Annotated in this window: 19 protein-coding genes; 3 read left to right on the forward strand and 16 right to left on the reverse strand. The window is 40.3% G+C overall.

The genetic code is table 11. The features are described from left to right. Window positions 1-147: 147 nt before the first annotated feature. The gene (locus N483_RS09725; protein ID WP_023401058.1) at window positions 148-2,196 is read left to right on the forward strand and encodes a winged helix-turn-helix domain-containing protein; all 2,049 of its coding nucleotides are present in this window, start codon (window positions 148-150) and stop codon (window positions 2,194-2,196) included. A 90-nt stretch (window positions 2,197-2,286) separates the two neighbouring features. Then, the gene (locus N483_RS09730; protein ID WP_023401059.1) at window positions 2,287-3,018 is read left to right on the forward strand and encodes a type 1 glutamine amidotransferase domain-containing protein; all 732 of its coding nucleotides are present in this window, start codon (window positions 2,287-2,289) and stop codon (window positions 3,016-3,018) included. A gap of 168 nt (window positions 3,019-3,186) precedes the next feature. Here the strand turns inward: N483_RS09730 and N483_RS09735 are convergent, their stop codons facing one another. From N483_RS09735 to N483_RS09750, 4 genes are all read right to left on the reverse strand, one after another. Continuing rightward, window positions 3,187-3,915: a sterol desaturase family protein gene (locus tag N483_RS09735; RefSeq protein WP_023401060.1), complete on the reverse strand. Its 729-nt coding sequence runs from the start codon at window positions 3,913-3,915 to the stop codon at window positions 3,187-3,189. Between the two features lie 226 nt (window positions 3,916-4,141). Further along, window positions 4,142-4,393 (reverse strand): TIGR03643 family protein, encoded by a 252-nt coding sequence (locus N483_RS09740; protein WP_023401061.1) that lies wholly within the window; start codon window positions 4,391-4,393, stop codon window positions 4,142-4,144. Window positions 4,394-4,503: 110 nt separating this feature from the next. Beyond that, complete coding sequence (locus tag N483_RS09745; RefSeq protein ID WP_023401062.1) at window positions 4,504-4,998, reverse strand: hypothetical protein; 495 nt, start codon at window positions 4,996-4,998, stop codon at window positions 4,504-4,506. Between the two features lie 229 nt (window positions 4,999-5,227). Next, window positions 5,228-6,790, reverse strand: coding sequence for a LytR/AlgR family response regulator transcription factor (locus tag N483_RS09750; RefSeq protein WP_172642424.1), 1,563 nt, complete (start codon window positions 6,788-6,790; stop codon window positions 5,228-5,230). Between the two features lie 102 nt (window positions 6,791-6,892). On the opposite strand from N483_RS09750, the gene N483_RS09755 reads away from it, so the two are divergent. Further along, window positions 6,893-8,434 (forward strand): serine hydrolase, encoded by a 1,542-nt coding sequence (locus tag N483_RS09755; protein ID WP_023401064.1) that lies wholly within the window; start codon window positions 6,893-6,895, stop codon window positions 8,432-8,434. Window positions 8,435-8,550: 116 nt separating this feature from the next. Here the strand turns inward: N483_RS09755 and N483_RS09760 are convergent, their stop codons facing one another. The 12 genes from N483_RS09760 to N483_RS09815 all read right to left on the reverse strand — a co-directional run bounded on the left by N483_RS09760 (window position 8,551) and on the right by N483_RS09815 (window position 16,484). Continuing rightward, complete coding sequence (locus N483_RS09760; RefSeq protein ID WP_023401065.1) at window positions 8,551-9,291, reverse strand: ImmA/IrrE family metallo-endopeptidase; 741 nt, start codon at window positions 9,289-9,291, stop codon at window positions 8,551-8,553. 362 nt (window positions 9,292-9,653) lie between these two features. Next, on the reverse strand, window positions 9,654-10,067 hold the full coding sequence (locus N483_RS27465) for a hypothetical protein (protein ID WP_231105438.1): 414 nt from the start codon (window positions 10,065-10,067) through the stop codon (window positions 9,654-9,656). 39 nt (window positions 10,068-10,106) lie between these two features. Then, window positions 10,107-10,298 carry a hypothetical protein gene (locus N483_RS27470; RefSeq protein ID WP_023401067.1) on the reverse strand — a complete coding sequence of 64 codons (192 nt, stop codon included), beginning with the start codon at window positions 10,296-10,298 and terminating at the stop codon, window positions 10,107-10,109. Beyond that, on the reverse strand, window positions 10,295-10,867 hold the full coding sequence (locus N483_RS09770) for an NADAR family protein (protein WP_023401068.1): 573 nt from the start codon (window positions 10,865-10,867) through the stop codon (window positions 10,295-10,297). Before N483_RS09770 ends, N483_RS27470 begins: the two co-directional genes overlap by 4 nt. A gap of 211 nt (window positions 10,868-11,078) precedes the next feature. After that, complete coding sequence (locus tag N483_RS09775) at window positions 11,079-11,564, reverse strand: hypothetical protein (RefSeq protein ID WP_023401069.1); 486 nt, start codon at window positions 11,562-11,564, stop codon at window positions 11,079-11,081. A gap of 154 nt (window positions 11,565-11,718) precedes the next feature. Beyond that, window positions 11,719-12,066: a hypothetical protein gene (locus N483_RS09780; protein ID WP_023401070.1), complete on the reverse strand. Its 348-nt coding sequence runs from the start codon at window positions 12,064-12,066 to the stop codon at window positions 11,719-11,721. 353 nt (window positions 12,067-12,419) lie between these two features. After that, window positions 12,420-12,863 carry a hypothetical protein gene (locus N483_RS09785; protein WP_155250797.1) on the reverse strand — a complete coding sequence of 148 codons (444 nt, stop codon included), beginning with the start codon at window positions 12,861-12,863 and terminating at the stop codon, window positions 12,420-12,422. Window positions 12,864-13,004: 141 nt separating this feature from the next. Next, window positions 13,005-14,366, reverse strand: a complete 1,362-nt coding sequence (locus N483_RS09790) for a serine hydrolase domain-containing protein (RefSeq protein WP_023401072.1) — start codon at window positions 14,364-14,366, stop codon at window positions 13,005-13,007. 119 nt (window positions 14,367-14,485) lie between these two features. Next, window positions 14,486-14,809, reverse strand: a complete 324-nt coding sequence (locus tag N483_RS09795; RefSeq protein WP_023401073.1) for a hypothetical protein — start codon at window positions 14,807-14,809, stop codon at window positions 14,486-14,488. Window positions 14,810-14,883: 74 nt separating this feature from the next. Beyond that, the gene (locus N483_RS09800; RefSeq protein ID WP_023401074.1) at window positions 14,884-15,102 is read right to left on the reverse strand and encodes a DUF7661 family protein; all 219 of its coding nucleotides are present in this window, start codon (window positions 15,100-15,102) and stop codon (window positions 14,884-14,886) included. A 740-nt stretch (window positions 15,103-15,842) separates the two neighbouring features. Beyond that, entirely contained in the window at window positions 15,843-16,163 is a 321-nt protein-coding gene (locus N483_RS09810) for a hypothetical protein (protein WP_023401076.1), read from the reverse strand. A gap of 84 nt (window positions 16,164-16,247) precedes the next feature. Beyond that, complete coding sequence (locus tag N483_RS09815) at window positions 16,248-16,484, reverse strand: hypothetical protein (RefSeq protein ID WP_023401077.1); 237 nt, start codon at window positions 16,482-16,484, stop codon at window positions 16,248-16,250. Window positions 16,485-16,487: the final 3 nt, after the last annotated feature.

The following is a 16,487-nucleotide window of genomic DNA, read 5'->3' on the forward strand; positions in this document are numbered from 1 at the left end:
ATATACATATTGCAAGAAGATAGATTTTGGATTGTGGGGTAATGTACAATCTTGGTACGTCGCATGTCATGGCTGACAAGTGACCGAACGTGACTTTTAATTATTCGCATATTTATCAAACAATTATAAAAATTAAAAAGGAAGAAAATGCGCTGGAAGTTAGGCCAATTTTATTTTGATGCCAATAACAACATACTGAGCAAGGGGCAGCAAGAACACCTGCTAGAACCTAAAGTGGCTGAGCTATTGAGTTATTTTTGTCAAAACCCTCAGCGCGCGATTAGTCGAGATGAGTTAATTGAACAAGTTTGGTTTGGACAGGTTGTAAGTGACAGCGCCATTAATCGCATGGTCGTAAAATTACGTAAGGCCCTTGACGATAATAACAAAATAAAACGATTTGTCGTCACCGTGCCAAAAGTGGGTTATAAGTTTGCCATCAAAGTTGAAGCGACACCCCATGATGATGAGCTTCGTATAGAATACCAAGCTGACAAGAAAACATTGCTACGCAAGCCAGCCCCTATTTTCAGCCCCAGATACTTCTACTTAGTACTGTTTTTCATCGCTGCTTGTATCACATATACAGTATTTGTTGCTCAAACGGATAACCCCCCTACTTACATCGATGCTAAGGTTTCACCTTTATCTAGGCTCTCCACTACCCAATTCGAAGGGGCCATGTCTCCAGACCTACGATACTTAGCTTTTTCAGCGCCAACCGCCTTAGGTGTAAATCAGCTGCATATCCATGATAATCAAAGCAACATAACTCACATAGTCAGCCCTGAAGGTGGAAAAGCCCATGATGCTTATTGGTCGGATGATGGGCAAAAGTTGTTTTATTTGTTTGACCACGGACAAGAGTGTGAGATCCACCAAATAGACATATCAGAGGCAGTATTCAGCGCTCCCAAGGTTATATATCAATGTGCAGATAGTCAGCTTAAAACAGTGATTCATTTACCAGCAGAGCAAAAATTATTGTTCATTGAAAGAGATGCAGATTATGCACCTTGGCAAGCCTACAGCATGTCTTTAAACACTGTGGAAAAGCGAAAAGTTGCTCAGCCTATGGCCATGGGTAAAGGAAACTATTATCTAGATAGAGATAGAAAGACAAATCGCATCTTACTATTACAGGAATCGGCCCCTGGCATTAGCCAAGCTTTTGAATTGAACATCTCAGATAACACTTATCTTAGCTTATTGACCTTACCATATATGGTTCGCTCTGCACTGTGGGGCCATGATCTCAAAACCTTGGTTCACCCCGGGGAACATCCCTCATTTGATTTAGTGGCAACGAGTATAGCCTCAGGGCAGCAGCAAGTTTTATATAGTGATTCTAGACGCATTACAGATCTCAATCGGATCAACAATGGTAAAGACTATTTGTTTTCGTCATACATAATAAACCGAGATATTCAAATTGATGGTGACGTTAATGGGCTATCTAATTCATCCGTGATGGATTACCTTCCTGCAATTTCGAATGACGCTAAGCAGCTTGCATTCATCTCCAAGCGCTCCGGATATAGCAAGTTATGGCTGCAACACATTGGCACCAATCAACTGCGCTCAATTGAACTTGAAGATCAAGGGCGCTTATTTTATCACCTAGATTGGTCTTTTGATGATAAACGGCTCCTTGCCAATACAAATAAGGGGATGGTGATATACGATATAGAGCGCCTAGAAGTGCAAAAAGTGATTGATATCTCACAAACCGTTACGGCCGCAGGTTGGTACTCTGATGAGGAGATCCATTATAGCGAGTGGCACAAGCAAGGTTGGCAGCTCAACCTGCTCAACATAAAAACCAACCAACATCAGGTGCTGGATAAAGCATATGCCTTTGTGCTTGCAGACAAAATGTCTGACAAGATGCACTATGTGTATTTTGACCAGCAGCTATCTGCAACATGGCAAGGCACAGTGATAGATTCTAGTATTTGCTCAGATGTTTTGCGCCGATACCGCATTAGTTGGCAGTTCCACAATAACCGACTTTATTGTCGAAACTCGCAAAGTAACGCCATAATAGCAATTGATAACAAGGGACAAACTTCGACTTTTCAACAAGCTAACGATATACCTTATCACTTTTCCGTATCACAACCTCATTGGGCAACTTGGCAAGTGTCATCTTATGTTAGCGATATAATAAGAACCAACTTTAGTGATAAGTCATAAAAAGTCATTTTTAATCATTGCAAGGTAACGTTTTAAAACTGCATGGTTGGCAATAATTATCCTGTCAAATTAAAACGATAGGAGAATTCTATGTTTAAAGTTATCGGGTTGCTGTGGTTTATGCTATTAAGTGCTTTCACTGAGCAAGCTTTAGCAAATATGAATAACAGTGGAAAAGTGCTGTTTATTTTATCTGCTGACAAACATGGCTACTATTTGCCTGAAGTCGTTGAACCTTATCAACATATCATTAATAACGGGTATTCGGTCGAATTTGCCAGTCCAGACGGCAGGCCAGGCCGACCAGTTGCCTACAAGCTACTTTCTAAACAGGCTCAGGCTGACTACAAAATCATGCGAAAGAACAGCAATATTGACCTGCCAACACCATTAAAATCGATACAACCGAAAGACTACATCGCATTTTATGTTCCAGGTGGAGCAGGCCCTATGTTTGACCTTGCAGGGCACCCTGAAATGGCCAGATTATCCTTAGCATTTTTAGCCCAAGATAAGATCATTTCAGCCGTATGTCATGGTCCTGCAGCATTTGTAGATATAAAAAATGCAGACGGCAATTACCTAGTGTCTGGGCTCAAAGTTACAGCAAAATCAAACGCAGAAGAAGGACGTTGGGCACGGCAGAATTACGCTTTTTTATTACAAGATAAACTCCAAGCACAAGGCGCTCAATTTACGTATACTTCGCCGGGCGAGCCCTATGTCATTCACGATAATGGAGTGTTGACGGGCCAAAACCCTAAATCAGCACTTCCCACCGCCATTGTTTTGATTAAATTATTGCAAAAAGATCGCTCTTAAGCTCAAGCAGCCTGCCACATGGCAGGCTCAATGGCATGAGTTGAGGCTTCAATGACTCGGCAACTATTAACATCTCTCGCGATTTAGTTATCAAAACGGTAATTTATTATCTCCAACCCTACAGTTTAAAAACAATAGCAATACCATTGCCACTCTAGGACATCTGAATCATTCTGCCTTATAAACATCTTTGGTTTTAAGCATATCAAAAACCCGCTTCTCCCGAGTTTCGTCAAAGCCAACATCTTTAACATACGATTTGGGATTACAAAATGTGCCAAATAATAAATCCCACACCGCAAACCCATAGTTTTGAGCATGGTGTAAACTCTTGTGATGAACCCTATGCATTTCTGGGCGCTGGAGTACATACCCTAGCCAATACGGCGTTTTTAAATCCGCATGTATAAAAATATTGTACAGTGCTGCAAAAATTAAACTAACAGCAGTTCCTGACGCATCGAGGCCCAATATAAAATAGCAACAAAAGGCATTTAAAAAAGTTGCTGCAGCCCCATCAAATGGGTGCATATAGAATGAAGTAAGCGCCTCAATACGCCTTGGGCTATGGTGTAACTGATGAAATGTTCGCCATAAAAAGTCAAATTTATGCATCGCTCTGTGCCACCAGTAGGCAACAAAACTAGTTAAGATAAAACCCAATACACCTTGAACAAAAAAGTGTATATCTCGAAACTCAAATATAGATACTTCACGAAATAGATCAACGAATAAAAGTCCTATGCCTATGGTCGAGAGTGACTGAAATAAGCTGATAGAAGAAGCTAAAATCAGCCAGCGACGATCGCATTCATTCTTTGAAGCTGGCGCGATAACTTCTAACGTAAACACACCAAGAAAAGCGATGATGACAACAATCAGGGTGAGTAATTCCATTTTGACCTCATATCCAACGTGATGGTATGAACAGTCTCAAAAACAACAGGTTAAATCAATTGTTTTTCACAAATGAGAAAACGGATCTAGCTTGTTTTCTCAATACCCATAATATGCATTTTTTAAAAACGCATCACGCCTTGGCAAGAGATAGATGCCTATGCGACGAGCCCTGTGCAATAAAATTTCTCATTGCACAAACCAGTATACCCTGTTCGATGTCAAACTAACGGTGCTTGTATTGAGATGGACAATAACCTCGGCTAACGTCTTTACTGCGTAGCATGAAATGCTTCGTCTTGCGCCCGGACACTCTTGCACGCCAAAGCTTAAAACTAGACACTTTTAGCCTTTTGTTCATGAACTCGATAACTTGCTTTTCATTGAGCCCAAACTGGAGCTCAATGGCTTCAAATGGAGTGCGATCTTCCCATGCCATTTCAATGATTCTAGATTCGTCCTCTGCTGAAAACTGCATTTCTTTCTCTCTTACAAAGCCTTGTTCTACGGCCCTATATTCAATCTGGATCAGTCGTGAGAAGGGACTAAGCCCACAATTGGCCAGGCAGAAGCTTAGGCTCTATTCACCTAACCCACACTTTTTATTTCACTTGCCCAACAAGCCCACGAAATACTGCGACCTGGAAACGCAATTCGTGAAAAAGGCCACTGCTCTTGGAGCCAGAATAAGACGGTTTCATATAGCACCTTTTCAAGGTCAATACTGTCATCTCTAATCCATAAATACACCTCACAGTCATAGTTTGGCGATTGGCTTGGGTCGATATACACAGAACCAAGGCACTTATCCTTTGACTTATTGAATACTGAATAAGCAAATGCCAATCGTGACTCAAACTCCTTTTTATGCACCTGTAAACTCTCTATATTTTCGTCAAGCGTCATGTCGCTTTTTGGCCACTGTGAACCTGGGCCAAATATTCCTTGCAGTCTTTGCTGGCTCGACATCACAGCATCAAAGTCAAACTTTGCAACCTGTTCTTCTAACACCACGAAGTAAAAGTCCGCCGAATCAAAATACAATGGTGGATCAAAAGTATCGGGAATAAAGGGGTTTGTCATATTCAAATATGTCCGTAGTTTTCAACCCTCATAAAATCTGGGTCGTAGTGTTGATATGTCGCAATCTCTTTTTTCACAAAATGAACCCTAAGAGCTAGGCGAGTTTATGTCTTTAATTGATTTTATTGCCTACTGTGGCGCATTGACGACCCACAACAATACAATCACTCCAAATAATGAGCCAACAATAAGCTCAATGCTTAGATAACCCAAGGCATACAAACCTAAATTAAGTCAGTTGGCTCTTTACCTTTGGCATTATTCGCCTACTCACAGGAACGGTAACTCCTGTAGTCAATATAAGGTTGCCCCCCCCTGATGGTAACTTCTCTAATGATTGAATAAAGCGCTTGTTAACAATAAATGAGCGATGTACCCGTAAAAACGTGGCTGGTAGCTTCTCTTCCATGACCGCAAGACCCTGATTATGTAAAATGCAGCGGTTATCAGACATCATGATTTCGACATAGTCTCGGGCTCCCTTTAAACAACATATATAATCACACGAAGTCCACTCTACTTTTTGGCCGTTATTTATTTGGATTTTTGACGGTTGCTGCAACTCATTATACTCATCGAGCGCTTGTTGTAGACGTTCAGCCCTTGATTGAGCCACTAATTTAAGTGACCTTTCGGTTTTATATGCAATTGCGTGTTGAATGAAGAAAAACAGCAGAAGTGAAGCCACAAAATAATAAAAATAGATATCCAAGAACTTGTCTGGCTGTATCGCAATTGCACTTGAGAACACCAACAGCGCTATCGCACTTCTGGCCGCAGCTTCATTTTTCTGAAACGCTTGATAAGCAGCGATTATAAAGCTTATCCACGCAGGCACCTGAATAGCAATCACGGTTTTACTCTCCATTGACTCACCTAAGTAAATCCCCACAAGCGTTAGCAGCATAGAAAGGAAAAAGTACTTTCGGTGAGCTTTTGTAAGAAAGCTTTTTACAATATGGAGCAATAAACACTGACCACTTAATGTGCCCAACAGCAAAATGAACAGTAAGCGAATATCATGATAAGAATAATCATAAGGGATAAGCCCTCTCGATACCTCGGTTAATAACTGTAGAACAACGAATAGCGTAAATAAGGGAAGAAGTACATTTCGTTGATTCTTTGACTGTAGGGCCGCTAACGTGCTCGAAAAAATCAAACCAATAACCAAAACGCCTAGCGGCAGCAACGACGGTAAGTAGTGACGCAGCACCATATTTTGTGGCGAATCGTAGTGTGTAATTATTGCTCGCTGGATAAAACCGCCTAAATTGACAATCCCATGATGTGCAGAGAGCTTGATAACTAATTCATTTTGCTGCTTTTTGATCAATTCCAATGGTATATAAATGACCGAATCCATCGCCCCTGCTCGTTCACCTTTTTTTTCTACAGAGGGATATCCGTTTCGACCAATTAATTCGCCATTTAAATAAAACTCAGCAGCCGCTTTGGCAGAGAAAAACAGTCCAAGTGGTTTGTTGATGCCCTTCGTTGTGTCTAAGTCAAAAGTTGCGACTATCCAGGTTAGGCTGTTATTGGGTTCAACTTCACCAAGTGTTGTCTTTTTACAGTTTTGCCTAGGAATAGCACCAATAGATTGGGTTTCTTGTTTGTCATAACAAACCATAACCTCTTGAATAAAAAGCTTATTAAAACCATTGGCGCTCACACTTGCTGAAAAAGCACTCCAAATGATCACCAAAAATATAAAACTGATGGCCCTAAACGCCGATAACTTTGGTGTTGCTATGGTTGAGTAATGTGAGCGACTCCTTTTTACTGCCACTTGCAGAAAAAAACCTACCGCTTGCATATAAGTGCTAGAAAAATAAGAAGTAATTGTTAATGTCCTTACTAGGTAATAAATCGCTTTAAGAGGCCTAATTTAATGAACTATATCAAAAAATCAGTTATCACGGGGACCATCTTGTCACAATTACTGTTAACGTCATTATGCGCAAGTGCAAAGTTAAAACATGAACAAATAGATGCTCTTGTTGAAAAAGCACAGGTTGAGCTTAATGTTCCAGGAATAGCCTTAGCTATTGTTAAAGGTGACGAAGTCATCCACGCAAAAGGCTATGGGGTTCAGTCAATCGATAGCAACACACCTACTAGCACAGACACTTTGTTTCAAGTTGGTTCTATTTCTAAATCCTTTAGAACCGCTGCGCTTTCACTACTTGTTGACCAAAATAAAATAGGCTGGGATGACAAAGTCATTGACTATCTCCCCCACTTTAGAATGTATGATCCGTGGGTAACGCAAGAATTTACAATTCGAGATTTATTATCCCACCGATCAGGCTTACCGCTCGGCGCGGGAGACTTGCTGCAGTGGCCGGACGCTCGAGCGACGCCAGATGAAATCATCAAGGCATTACGTTACCTGAAACCTGAGAGTTCATTTAGATCAGAGTATGCATACGACAACTTGATGTATATTGTCGCCGAGGAGATCATCCGCGTTGTCACTAGAATGCCTTGGCATAAATATGTCGAAAAAGCGCTGATTTCTCCACTCCAAATGACAGGCTGTGTTGCAAGTCCGTCGCGTATCTCGGAACCAAGCAAACGCGCCACTGCGCATATGGAAGTAAATGGTGAACTAAAAACCACCTTTTTTAAAGATGACGATTTAGTGAATTGCGATATTTTGGGCATGGCAAAGTGGGCGCAATTGTTCCTTGCCAAAGGCAAGTTACCGAATGGCCAAGTACTCATTTCAGAACAACAGCTGCAAGAGATGTGGAAGCCAGTTACATTGCAAAAAGTGCCTTACATGGCCAAGAAATACTCGCAAACTCATTTCCAAGCTTATGGTCTAGGTTGGCGATTAAAAGATTTTCATGGTCATTTGCATGTCTCTCACGGTGGTGCCGTACAGGGAATGACGTCTCATATCGCTTTTTTACCGGAAAAGGACCTTGCAGTTATTGCACTCACCAATCAATGGTCAAGAGCTGCACAAGGGCTGACTGCAACGATATTAGAAAGCTATATAGAGGAGCAACCAACAAATTACATAGACCTCTATATCGAAGGTAATGCCCGCTACAAAGCGTATAAAAAGCAGCAAAAAAACGACAGTGAGCCAACTTCAGTTAATGCAGCAATACCGCCTTTAGATATCAATCAATATGCGGGGACTTATCATGATGATTGGTATGGTAAAGTATACGTCAAGGTATCCGGACCCAAGCTCAAAATTAAGTTTTCTCGAAGTGAAGCACTAAGCGGCTTTCTTACTCACCTAGAAGGAAACCGATTTGTTGCCAAGTGGACTGATCGAACGCTCAACGCGGATGCATACGTCAATTTTGAAGTGGATTTTAAAGGCAGTATTACAGGGTTAAAAATGAAGGCAGTGAGTCGTAGTACTGACTTTTCGTATAATTTCCACGATTTGAACTTAAAAAAGAAATTCTAACACGCACTGGGCCCAACGGACTTAATGTATAGCGAAGTTGGAAGCTGCGCTAGGCTTTTCAGATTCAAGAAACTTCCATTGGTGTCTTAATATGTCGACAGCTTCACTCTCGGCGTTCAACGACATATCTTCTGAGCATGCCCTTGAGGGTGAGCTGCATGTTGGCATTGCACTAAATCAGCGCTATGCAACTGAACAGGCGGATGCATACAAGGTAAAGTATGTCCTTGAGGGTGACATGCCACTGCGCCCCAAGGGCCTGAACAAAGATGCTTACACGGTGTAAAGTCGCCATTTGGATGAGGCTGCACAAAATGAGAACAATTAACCTTGTCCCCACTAGGATGTGCAGCATGACCACAGGGTGTAGTAACCGTTTTACACTGCCTACTGCCACCTAAACAATTGAGTATATTCTGTGCTCTTTGACTGCCCGAAGGGTAACCACCAGCTGAAAAATGGCCAGCATTGGCATGATCCAAGATAGTTCTATTAATGTCGTAATTGAGTCCAATTGATGCTAATTTTCTCGCCGCCCAGCAATCGGCTTCAAGCTCTTGCTTGGCCGTACCGCCATAAAACCTCTCTAGCTGTCCTAAACGGGAGGTATGTCCAACAAGGTGATGCGCACATTCATGAGCAAGTGTGAACACTCTTGAGACTGTCCAGTTTTGCATTGCTTTGGGATCAATATGGATGTATTTGTTTCCTATTTGGTCGGTCCTTGCGGTTGCAACTTGCGCGTCGGGACCAACTACAACTGGTAAGCCGCAAAAATCATCATAGCCTGCAAATATGCCAGCTTTACTTTGCAGTGCATAGCAAAACAAAAAAAGGAAAATCAAACAATTTCTCATACCTACCGACCTTATAAAAAGTCTAGGCTCAAATAATCATCAGGTGTGTTTTTGTCGCGCTCACCCGCTCCAAAGCCATACCTTATTTACTATCACCTCTTAGACGCCAGTAAGTATAGTCTGCTACTCTTCCTTTGTTTGACTTTAGCTCACAATCACAAGCAGTAAACTCAATTTCCACCACTCAAGATAGCTTGTTCATGAAATAAAAATTAAGCTGTGCAAGCTGTCTTTTGCATGGATTGATGATTAATAAACAGTACTAAGTCTTTCATCGATTTGACCTTCTCAAAATATAGAAAGGCTCTTTATTGAGCTATTAGATCTGCCAAACTTTTGAGAAATTTGGTTTAGCAGCTCTATCAAAGGGAAAGGTAATATTCAGCATAAAAGCTTTCCATAAAATATAAAGCGTCTTCTTCAGACCAGCGGTGCTCTTCCTCAATAAGGTTTTTGAGTTTCTGCTGAAACTCCGATGTGCCTTTAAACGCTTGGAACTTTCTCGCCTTGTATTTTGCGAATTCTTCACCACTTAAATTTAAAAATTCAACGACTGTTCCCTTATTTACCCGAATCACAATATATTCTTCGTAACTCGATCCATATCCCATGTGCACTAACCTCGTTCGCTTTCCATGAGGGACAACCAGCGCGCCAGAATACCAGTTTGCTTTAACCACCTTACTGCCTGGAAACAACTCATGCAGAATACTTTTAGTTTCGTCGCGCTGCTGCGCCTTATGGTAAAGGTCAATCGTGACATCCGTAAGCAGCAAGGCCCCCGCTTCAACTTTCCAAGAAGCTAAGTAACCCCGTCAATTTGCAGTCGAGATCGATATATTGTCAGGCTGCTGCCAATTTATTTTAGCAAGGTAGTTTTTCAGCGGATTGGTATGTAACCGATACTCAATATTTTTAATTGTGATCGAGTCCGGAATTTGCCCCGTTGCAAAGCACTTTAGCGATACGGATATCATCAATAAAATTAATAAATTAAAAATTTTCATAAAGCCTCTTTAGCCCCTGCTTTATCAGCAAGCCTGTCTCTCACTTCCATCAGTGCAAATCCCAATAAATTGAGACCTTTCCATGAGTCAGGGTTTTCAGATGCTGGATTATCTTGTACCAACCCTATACCCCATATTTTGTCTACAGGACTCGCTTCAACCAAAACTCGGTTACCGGTACTAAGCAAAAAAGCCTTTAAGTCGGCGTTTTGAGAAAACTTCGCCAGATTAGCATTGACGACTATCTCGAAACGTTTTTCGTCCCATAGAGTTTGTTCGAACCCAAGCACCTCACGACCAATCGCCTTCGCTTTTGCTGGGCTTCGGGCACTAAGCACCTTCTCACAAGCATCATAATCACCAAATAGCTTAGCTTTGTGATACATCATGTAATGCTCAGCGGTGAAAAATTCATTCCCATCTTCTTGAAACTTTGATTCATACCACTGACTGAAACAGCTCTTTGATACTTGTCCGCTTTTTTCTTGATGCCCCCAGAAAAAAACATACTTAACTTTATTTCCCTGATTGACAAAGTCAGCCAGTTTTTCTTTCGTTCTAACTTTCAAATTTCTTCTCAAACTTAACGTATTAACGCGTTTCACAAACCGGCTAGACAAGTGGCTAAATCCAATCGCCTTAAGCACGGTAAATATGTTTTTAAAACATAACCAGAAGCCTGTTCTTAGGCTCACTTAACTGGGAACCAGACACTAAAATTGAAGCAGCTGCTATCTATACTTCGTCATTAATTTTGTACTTGGAGTGTGGCTTTAAGTTCTACCTCAATGAACCGAGCTGTAAAGACTCAAACTCATCCATTGAATTTCTAGTAGAAACACCTAGTTGGGATAGCACAGAGTTTATGGCCAGCTGACCTTGGGGGTTTTGATAGTACTGATTTAAGTTTGAGCACCACTTAATTTCAGTTTTCAACGGCCCTAACACTGTTTCACCATTAGCATAAAGCACTGCTGACTGTGCGCCTACGCTACCAAAATAGTCACTTTCAATATAGGCAAATGTTTTAGTAATAGATTCACTTTGAAGCAGTTCGTGAAGTGAAGAAGAGAGTTTCAAAAACTCTGGATAGGGAGCATCTTTTTCAGAATTTACAAGCTCGTTTATGTCATCTAACAGCTCATCTGATACTTGGATAAGTGAATACCCTTGTCTGAGATCCACTTTTTTTGCGACTACCCAGTTTGATGTGATTTTAGTAATAGCATCACTCTTACCCACAATTGCGTGTATCACATAACCCATAGCCTAATTCCTCAAAAAATATATAACCACCTTAATATTAAGTGCTCAACTCGCCTTCTCTTCTCACTTTATCTTGTCTTATAGCTCATAGTTAACAGTGAATAAAAGGCGTTAAGAAAGCCGAACATACATTCGGCCAATTTAGACTGCTGGATTAAAAGTAGGTTTCTTGAAGGGCAACAAAATCCACTTCACAACTGTTGTCAACTTTGGAAAATATGCGCATTTTTTTACCAGACATCTGTGCAGCCAATATAACACTCAACATATGATTGACAGACGCTTCAGTCTTTTTGCTATAAGTAATAATCCCAAATGGTCTTTCACTTTCTTTACAGCCTGGCGTTCCAAGTGTAGAACCTTTTTCAAAGTACACTTTCACAGACTTATTATCAGAAAAGTCATACACCTTTGTGCCTACCACTTTACCAAACGCAATATCGCCAGCGAGTACATTCATGGAACATGATAATGCCCCTAATAACAGTATCTTTTTAAACATTATTTTTTCTACCTGTCTTAAATTGGGGCACATTATAACGTACGGCACATGAGGAAAAAAGTTAATTAGAGCGAAATGGTATTAAGGTTTTCATAATTTGCTATCATCGTTTATGCACTGTGTAATTGTGCGTGTTTTATTAACAAGACGAGGTAGCGTTTAGGCCGTTGCATTAACCAATCACATTCGTGCAACCTTTTGCTTGTGAATAGGCGCTCCCCAGCAATAAGGACAATGATACAATATATTCAACCATGGGCTCCGTTCGTTGTGTTGTGAGCTGTAACTATTAGCTAATACAAAGCAATAAAATATGGTTTGACACCACCTTATTATGGCTTTGCATTTAAAATTTAATATGCAATATTTTCTATAAATTCTTTTAATCTAATTTCATTTCGCTTTGCGTTTTTTCCTGAAAATACCAACTCATTTTTCTCTATGGAACTTTTAAACCTTGATAAAATAGACTTTTGATACTCAGTCAACTCCCTGACTTTACTAGAACTATAGATTATTCTAGCTTCTTGGAAAATAATACCATCAATAAACTGTTGAGCGGACCCGGCCCCGTCCGCCAATATTTTTTCTCTTAGCTTTAGTAAAAATTCTAACCTTTCAACAGTTAAAACACTCAGGTATTGAAAAAACTCTTCTTTAAGTTTTGCTTCATACTCTAAAGCGATGCCTCTTTCATTTGGCGATAAACTATCTAGATATTCTTTGGATGGTGTACTGGGTTTACTGGCGAAACTACAGACACTGACTACCAAAAAAACAAGCATAAAGCATTTCATATTTCACCATTCGTATATAACCCCCAATAAACAGGGTGTAAACAGTCAAAATCGACAGGTCTGGTTTCACCATAGACTGACAATCACTAATAATTGCAAAGCCATACAAGCTATTTGAGTGCGCGTGACCATAAGTGCTCGTTAAGTACCCTGCCTCACTTTTAAAAATGAATCTAAAATCGCAAAAGTGAAATTTTGAAATTCAGACTCACAATGCTCGTTTACGCCGCAATTTGCAAATGCGGTAATACTTACATCGCCATCGGGAATATAAATGTTTTGAGTAAAATAGCCAAACTCAGTGCCCCCATGGTGATAAAATGTCTTACCTCTCACTTTCTCCACCCAGACTCCAAGCCCATAATGAAAATCAGAAGAAGAATAAAAACGCGGCCCCCAAGACTCAACGAGGTTCTTTTCTCCTATCATTGTCGCTCTTACGCTGCGACTAACGATACTGTTATCATGCACTATAGCTCTTAATAGTTTTGCCATATCACTAACACTTGAAGCCAAGGGTGCGTCTGAGGTCGCGGTTGTGCCTATAATTTCTTTTGTATCTACCCAGACATTCATAGGCAGTGGAAACGCTGGATCTGCATCATTTATAAAAAATCCGGAAGCCAATTTCGGCTTGTGCTTTTCAACACCTTTTGAATAGCTAGATGTCATTTTAAGTGGCATGAGTATCTTATTTCTGATCGCAACAGAGGGATGCTGCTTTAATACTCGCTCTAAAATGACTCCGGCCAAAGCATATCCAGTATTCGAGTAAGCATACGCTTTCCCGGGCTTAAAATTAGCGGGTTGGTTCAAGGCGAAACCCAAAGGAAATATGTCTGTTGTGACTTTATCTTTTTGAGCGAATTGCGCTTTGAAAAAGGCATAATCGCTGACATCGTTATATTCAAAAATGCCACTTGTGTGATTTAGCAGCTGCCTTATTGTCATTTGTTCTGAATGCTGAATTTGCCTAAGCAATTGACGATCCAAGTATGTACTGATGGAAACGTCTAAGTTTATCACACCTTCATCTGCCAACATGGCAACCAACAATGCAGTTAACTTTTTACCTGCACTCCCATTGGGTATGACAATATCCGTTGTCATTGGCTCCTTTTTTTCCAAGTCTTTAAAGCCTGCACTTCCGATATAAACATCGCTTTTTGATGTAACCAGTAAAACAGCTCCAGGAATGTGCTCAGATATGAGGTTATCTAGCATAGGCTGATATTTACTATGATAATCAACTTTTTGGTACAGGCCGCTGTTTGCCATAACCTTGCAGGGAAATATAAAGTGAATGCTAATTAGCAGTACTAAAAAGGCATTTTTATTCATTAAGTTCATCCATGACTCCGAGGTTTCTATCCGAGAAATGCTAATATTTGCTCCTAAATAGCACAAGCCAAGCATCTTACCCTTTGGCTCAACGGCATTGACTAAATGTATTTTACTTAGTTTGAAACCAAATACCTTCCCAAAATGAAATTCTGAAAACACGAATAAAATCCAACCAAAACAACAAACCCATGTGGTCTATTGCCCGGCACACTAGCAAAGATGAAATACGGCGGGACGCGTATTCAGTGAATGCACTTATTCATTGCTCTACACAAAACTTATTCTTGGTTCGCTCTTTGTAATATTTCAGCGACTGCCATATCAAGATTATTGGTCTTTTCTGCTTTCTCTATGATAGGGATCACCCAATCACAACCAACATGGCGTAAAGACGCACGCCAGTCTTTCCACATGGACCCATCAATGCTATTTAGATTCTCAAGACCGAATGTGGAAGCTGCGCCCCAACTAGCAATAGACAGTACCCCTTGAGCATTGCTATTTGCACCCAATACAAACGGTCGTCTACGATCACTAGGGTTAATACCGAAATACAAGTCTGCTTTTTCTATTGGATCAGATATTTTTGATATAATCTTCATAAATTTGACTTCTAACTTATCTTCGTTTTAATGATAAAAATAATTGCCCAAAGCTAGCACTCATGCAGCTAGCTTCAATCCATCTGAAATACTGATTGATAGCGCTGGTTGGCAAATTCATGGAAAATATCATCTAAAAACTGTGCGAGCTTGTCTTCTGCTAGTTCCGAAGGAATAACAACATCGTATACTCTAGCCCTCATACTCGTATCAGATTCTGTGTATAAAACCCATTCGTCAGCTTCACGATAAACCGACATAACTTTACCAAATACATTAAATTTACGTTTCATGAGTTGCCCCTACATCTAATTAAAAAGGCCAATATAATTGATTAAAATACTGGCTAATACACAGTAAGGCAAGAGCAAATTCAATCGAATTAACCGTATTTTCACGCTTGGTTATATTTTATTTTAAATACGTAAAATCTAAAGAGTAAAGCTTGAGTTAACGCTATAAAAGCCAAAAGCCATGGACCATTTGTGAGTAGGCTTTCGCAAAGAAACAGGCCTGGTAGTAATGCATAATAAACGTAATTCTTACTCGTGAATTTGCAAACAAGCCAATGCGTAGGAAACCCTATAAACAGCCACCCAACTATCGAGGTTAATACGAACGCACAAAAATAAAGCAAAAAAAGAACGAAAAAGCTATGAACCTCTGACCACAAAAAATCATTTGAATTATAAAGGTCAAAAAGATAGGCGGCAGGGATAAATAAACTCGAAATAAATAGACTTTTAAACAATGCGCTGTCCCAACAACCAAGAACCATAGTCTTCCTTAAAAATATAACGAGTGGAAAAGCAAACGAATACAGCGAATGAAACTTTTTACGCAAAGTGTATAAGCATTAAAAACACACTTTACGGAATAGTTTTCTTACGCATTGAGCACTAATTTCAGTCACGCCCAACGCATAAAGCACTTCATACAGCAACGAGTAAAGTATAATACACAAGCACGACGTCAATAAAACTCTAAGCTAGATAAAGCTTACTTATGCAGATGCTCATCGTTTTTACACTTCTCAATTCTTATTGTACCAACCGGCCCATTCGTTAGGGGCAGGATACTCTAATTTGTAGGATTCTAACTCAGCCTTACTAGCATACTTTAGATATACGCCAAAATAATCAAAGAGATATTCTTCCCCTACCCCCATACGCCAAAACATGCTATCCGAGTCGTGTTCAGGGTATTTTATCCAAGGTGGTATTGGTGGCGATAATTTAAGGTCATCGTCAAAGCGCTGCTTTAACATGGCCTGCCAACTTTTTTCATGTTCGAGAAAAGCTTTCCAATCTTCGTCGGACATTCCCTTAGGCGGCCCTAGTTCATGTGAAGCCATAATAACTCCTGATTAGATTAAACTTAAAATTAAATAGTCAAACTACATTCTAATACTTACGCCTATATCCCTTTGTTTAGCGGCCTATTCGCCGCCACCGCAAGAACCACCATCTCCTCCAGTGCTATCAAGATCAGATTCGATGCTATATCTGGTTTTATTCTTCGACGAACGGAGGGAGCTTAAAATTAACAGCCCACCAAACACCAGTGTAATCCACCCAAAATGCTCCGCCGGAGCTGAGTTAATATTTTTATAACCAATATACGCCAATGCACAGCCTATAATAAGTGGTACGAGCTTTACGAGTTTTCCTATCAATCA

This window comes from Pseudoalteromonas luteoviolacea NCIMB 1944 (assembly GCF_001625565.1).
In the GTDB taxonomy this organism is placed as follows: domain Bacteria; phylum Pseudomonadota; class Gammaproteobacteria; order Enterobacterales; family Alteromonadaceae; genus Pseudoalteromonas; species Pseudoalteromonas luteoviolacea_F.

What these genes read in the sequence shown, in the direction of transcription:
- N483_RS09795 (WP_023401073.1), bottom strand. Translation starts at nt 14,809, where the DNA reads ATGAAGATTATATCAAAAATATCTGATCCAATAGAAAAAGCAGACTTG.
- N483_RS09730 (WP_023401059.1), top strand. Translation starts at nt 2,287, where the DNA reads ATGTTTAAAGTTATCGGGTTGCTGTGGTTTATGCTATTAAGTGCTTTC.
- N483_RS09810 (WP_023401076.1), bottom strand. Translation starts at nt 16,163, where the DNA reads ATGGCTTCACATGAACTAGGGCCGCCTAAGGGAATGTCCGACGAAGAT.
- N483_RS09725 (WP_023401058.1), top strand. Translation starts at nt 148, where the DNA reads ATGCGCTGGAAGTTAGGCCAATTTTATTTTGATGCCAATAACAACATA.
- N483_RS09760 (WP_023401065.1), bottom strand. Translation starts at nt 9,291, where the DNA reads ATGAGAAATTGTTTGATTTTCCTTTTTTTGTTTTGCTATGCACTGCAA.
- N483_RS09785 (WP_155250797.1), bottom strand. Translation starts at nt 12,863, where the DNA reads ATGAAATGCTTTATGCTTGTTTTTTTGGTAGTCAGTGTCTGTAGTTTC.
- N483_RS09745 (WP_023401062.1), bottom strand. Translation starts at nt 4,998, where the DNA reads ATGACAAACCCCTTTATTCCCGATACTTTTGATCCACCATTGTATTTT.
- N483_RS09775 (WP_023401069.1), bottom strand. Translation starts at nt 11,564, where the DNA reads ATGGGTTATGTGATACACGCAATTGTGGGTAAGAGTGATGCTATTACT.
- N483_RS09780 (WP_023401070.1), bottom strand. Translation starts at nt 12,066, where the DNA reads ATGTTTAAAAAGATACTGTTATTAGGGGCATTATCATGTTCCATGAAT.
- N483_RS09755 (WP_023401064.1), top strand. Translation starts at nt 6,893, where the DNA reads ATGAACTATATCAAAAAATCAGTTATCACGGGGACCATCTTGTCACAA.
- N483_RS27470 (WP_023401067.1), bottom strand. Translation starts at nt 10,298, where the DNA reads ATGAAAATTTTTAATTTATTAATTTTATTGATGATATCCGTATCGCTA.
- N483_RS09800 (WP_023401074.1), bottom strand. Translation starts at nt 15,102, where the DNA reads ATGAAACGTAAATTTAATGTATTTGGTAAAGTTATGTCGGTTTATCGT.
- N483_RS09735 (WP_023401060.1), bottom strand. Translation starts at nt 3,915, where the DNA reads ATGGAATTACTCACCCTGATTGTTGTCATCATCGCTTTTCTTGGTGTG.
- N483_RS09740 (WP_023401061.1), bottom strand. Translation starts at nt 4,393, where the DNA reads ATGCAGTTTTCAGCAGAGGACGAATCTAGAATCATTGAAATGGCATGG.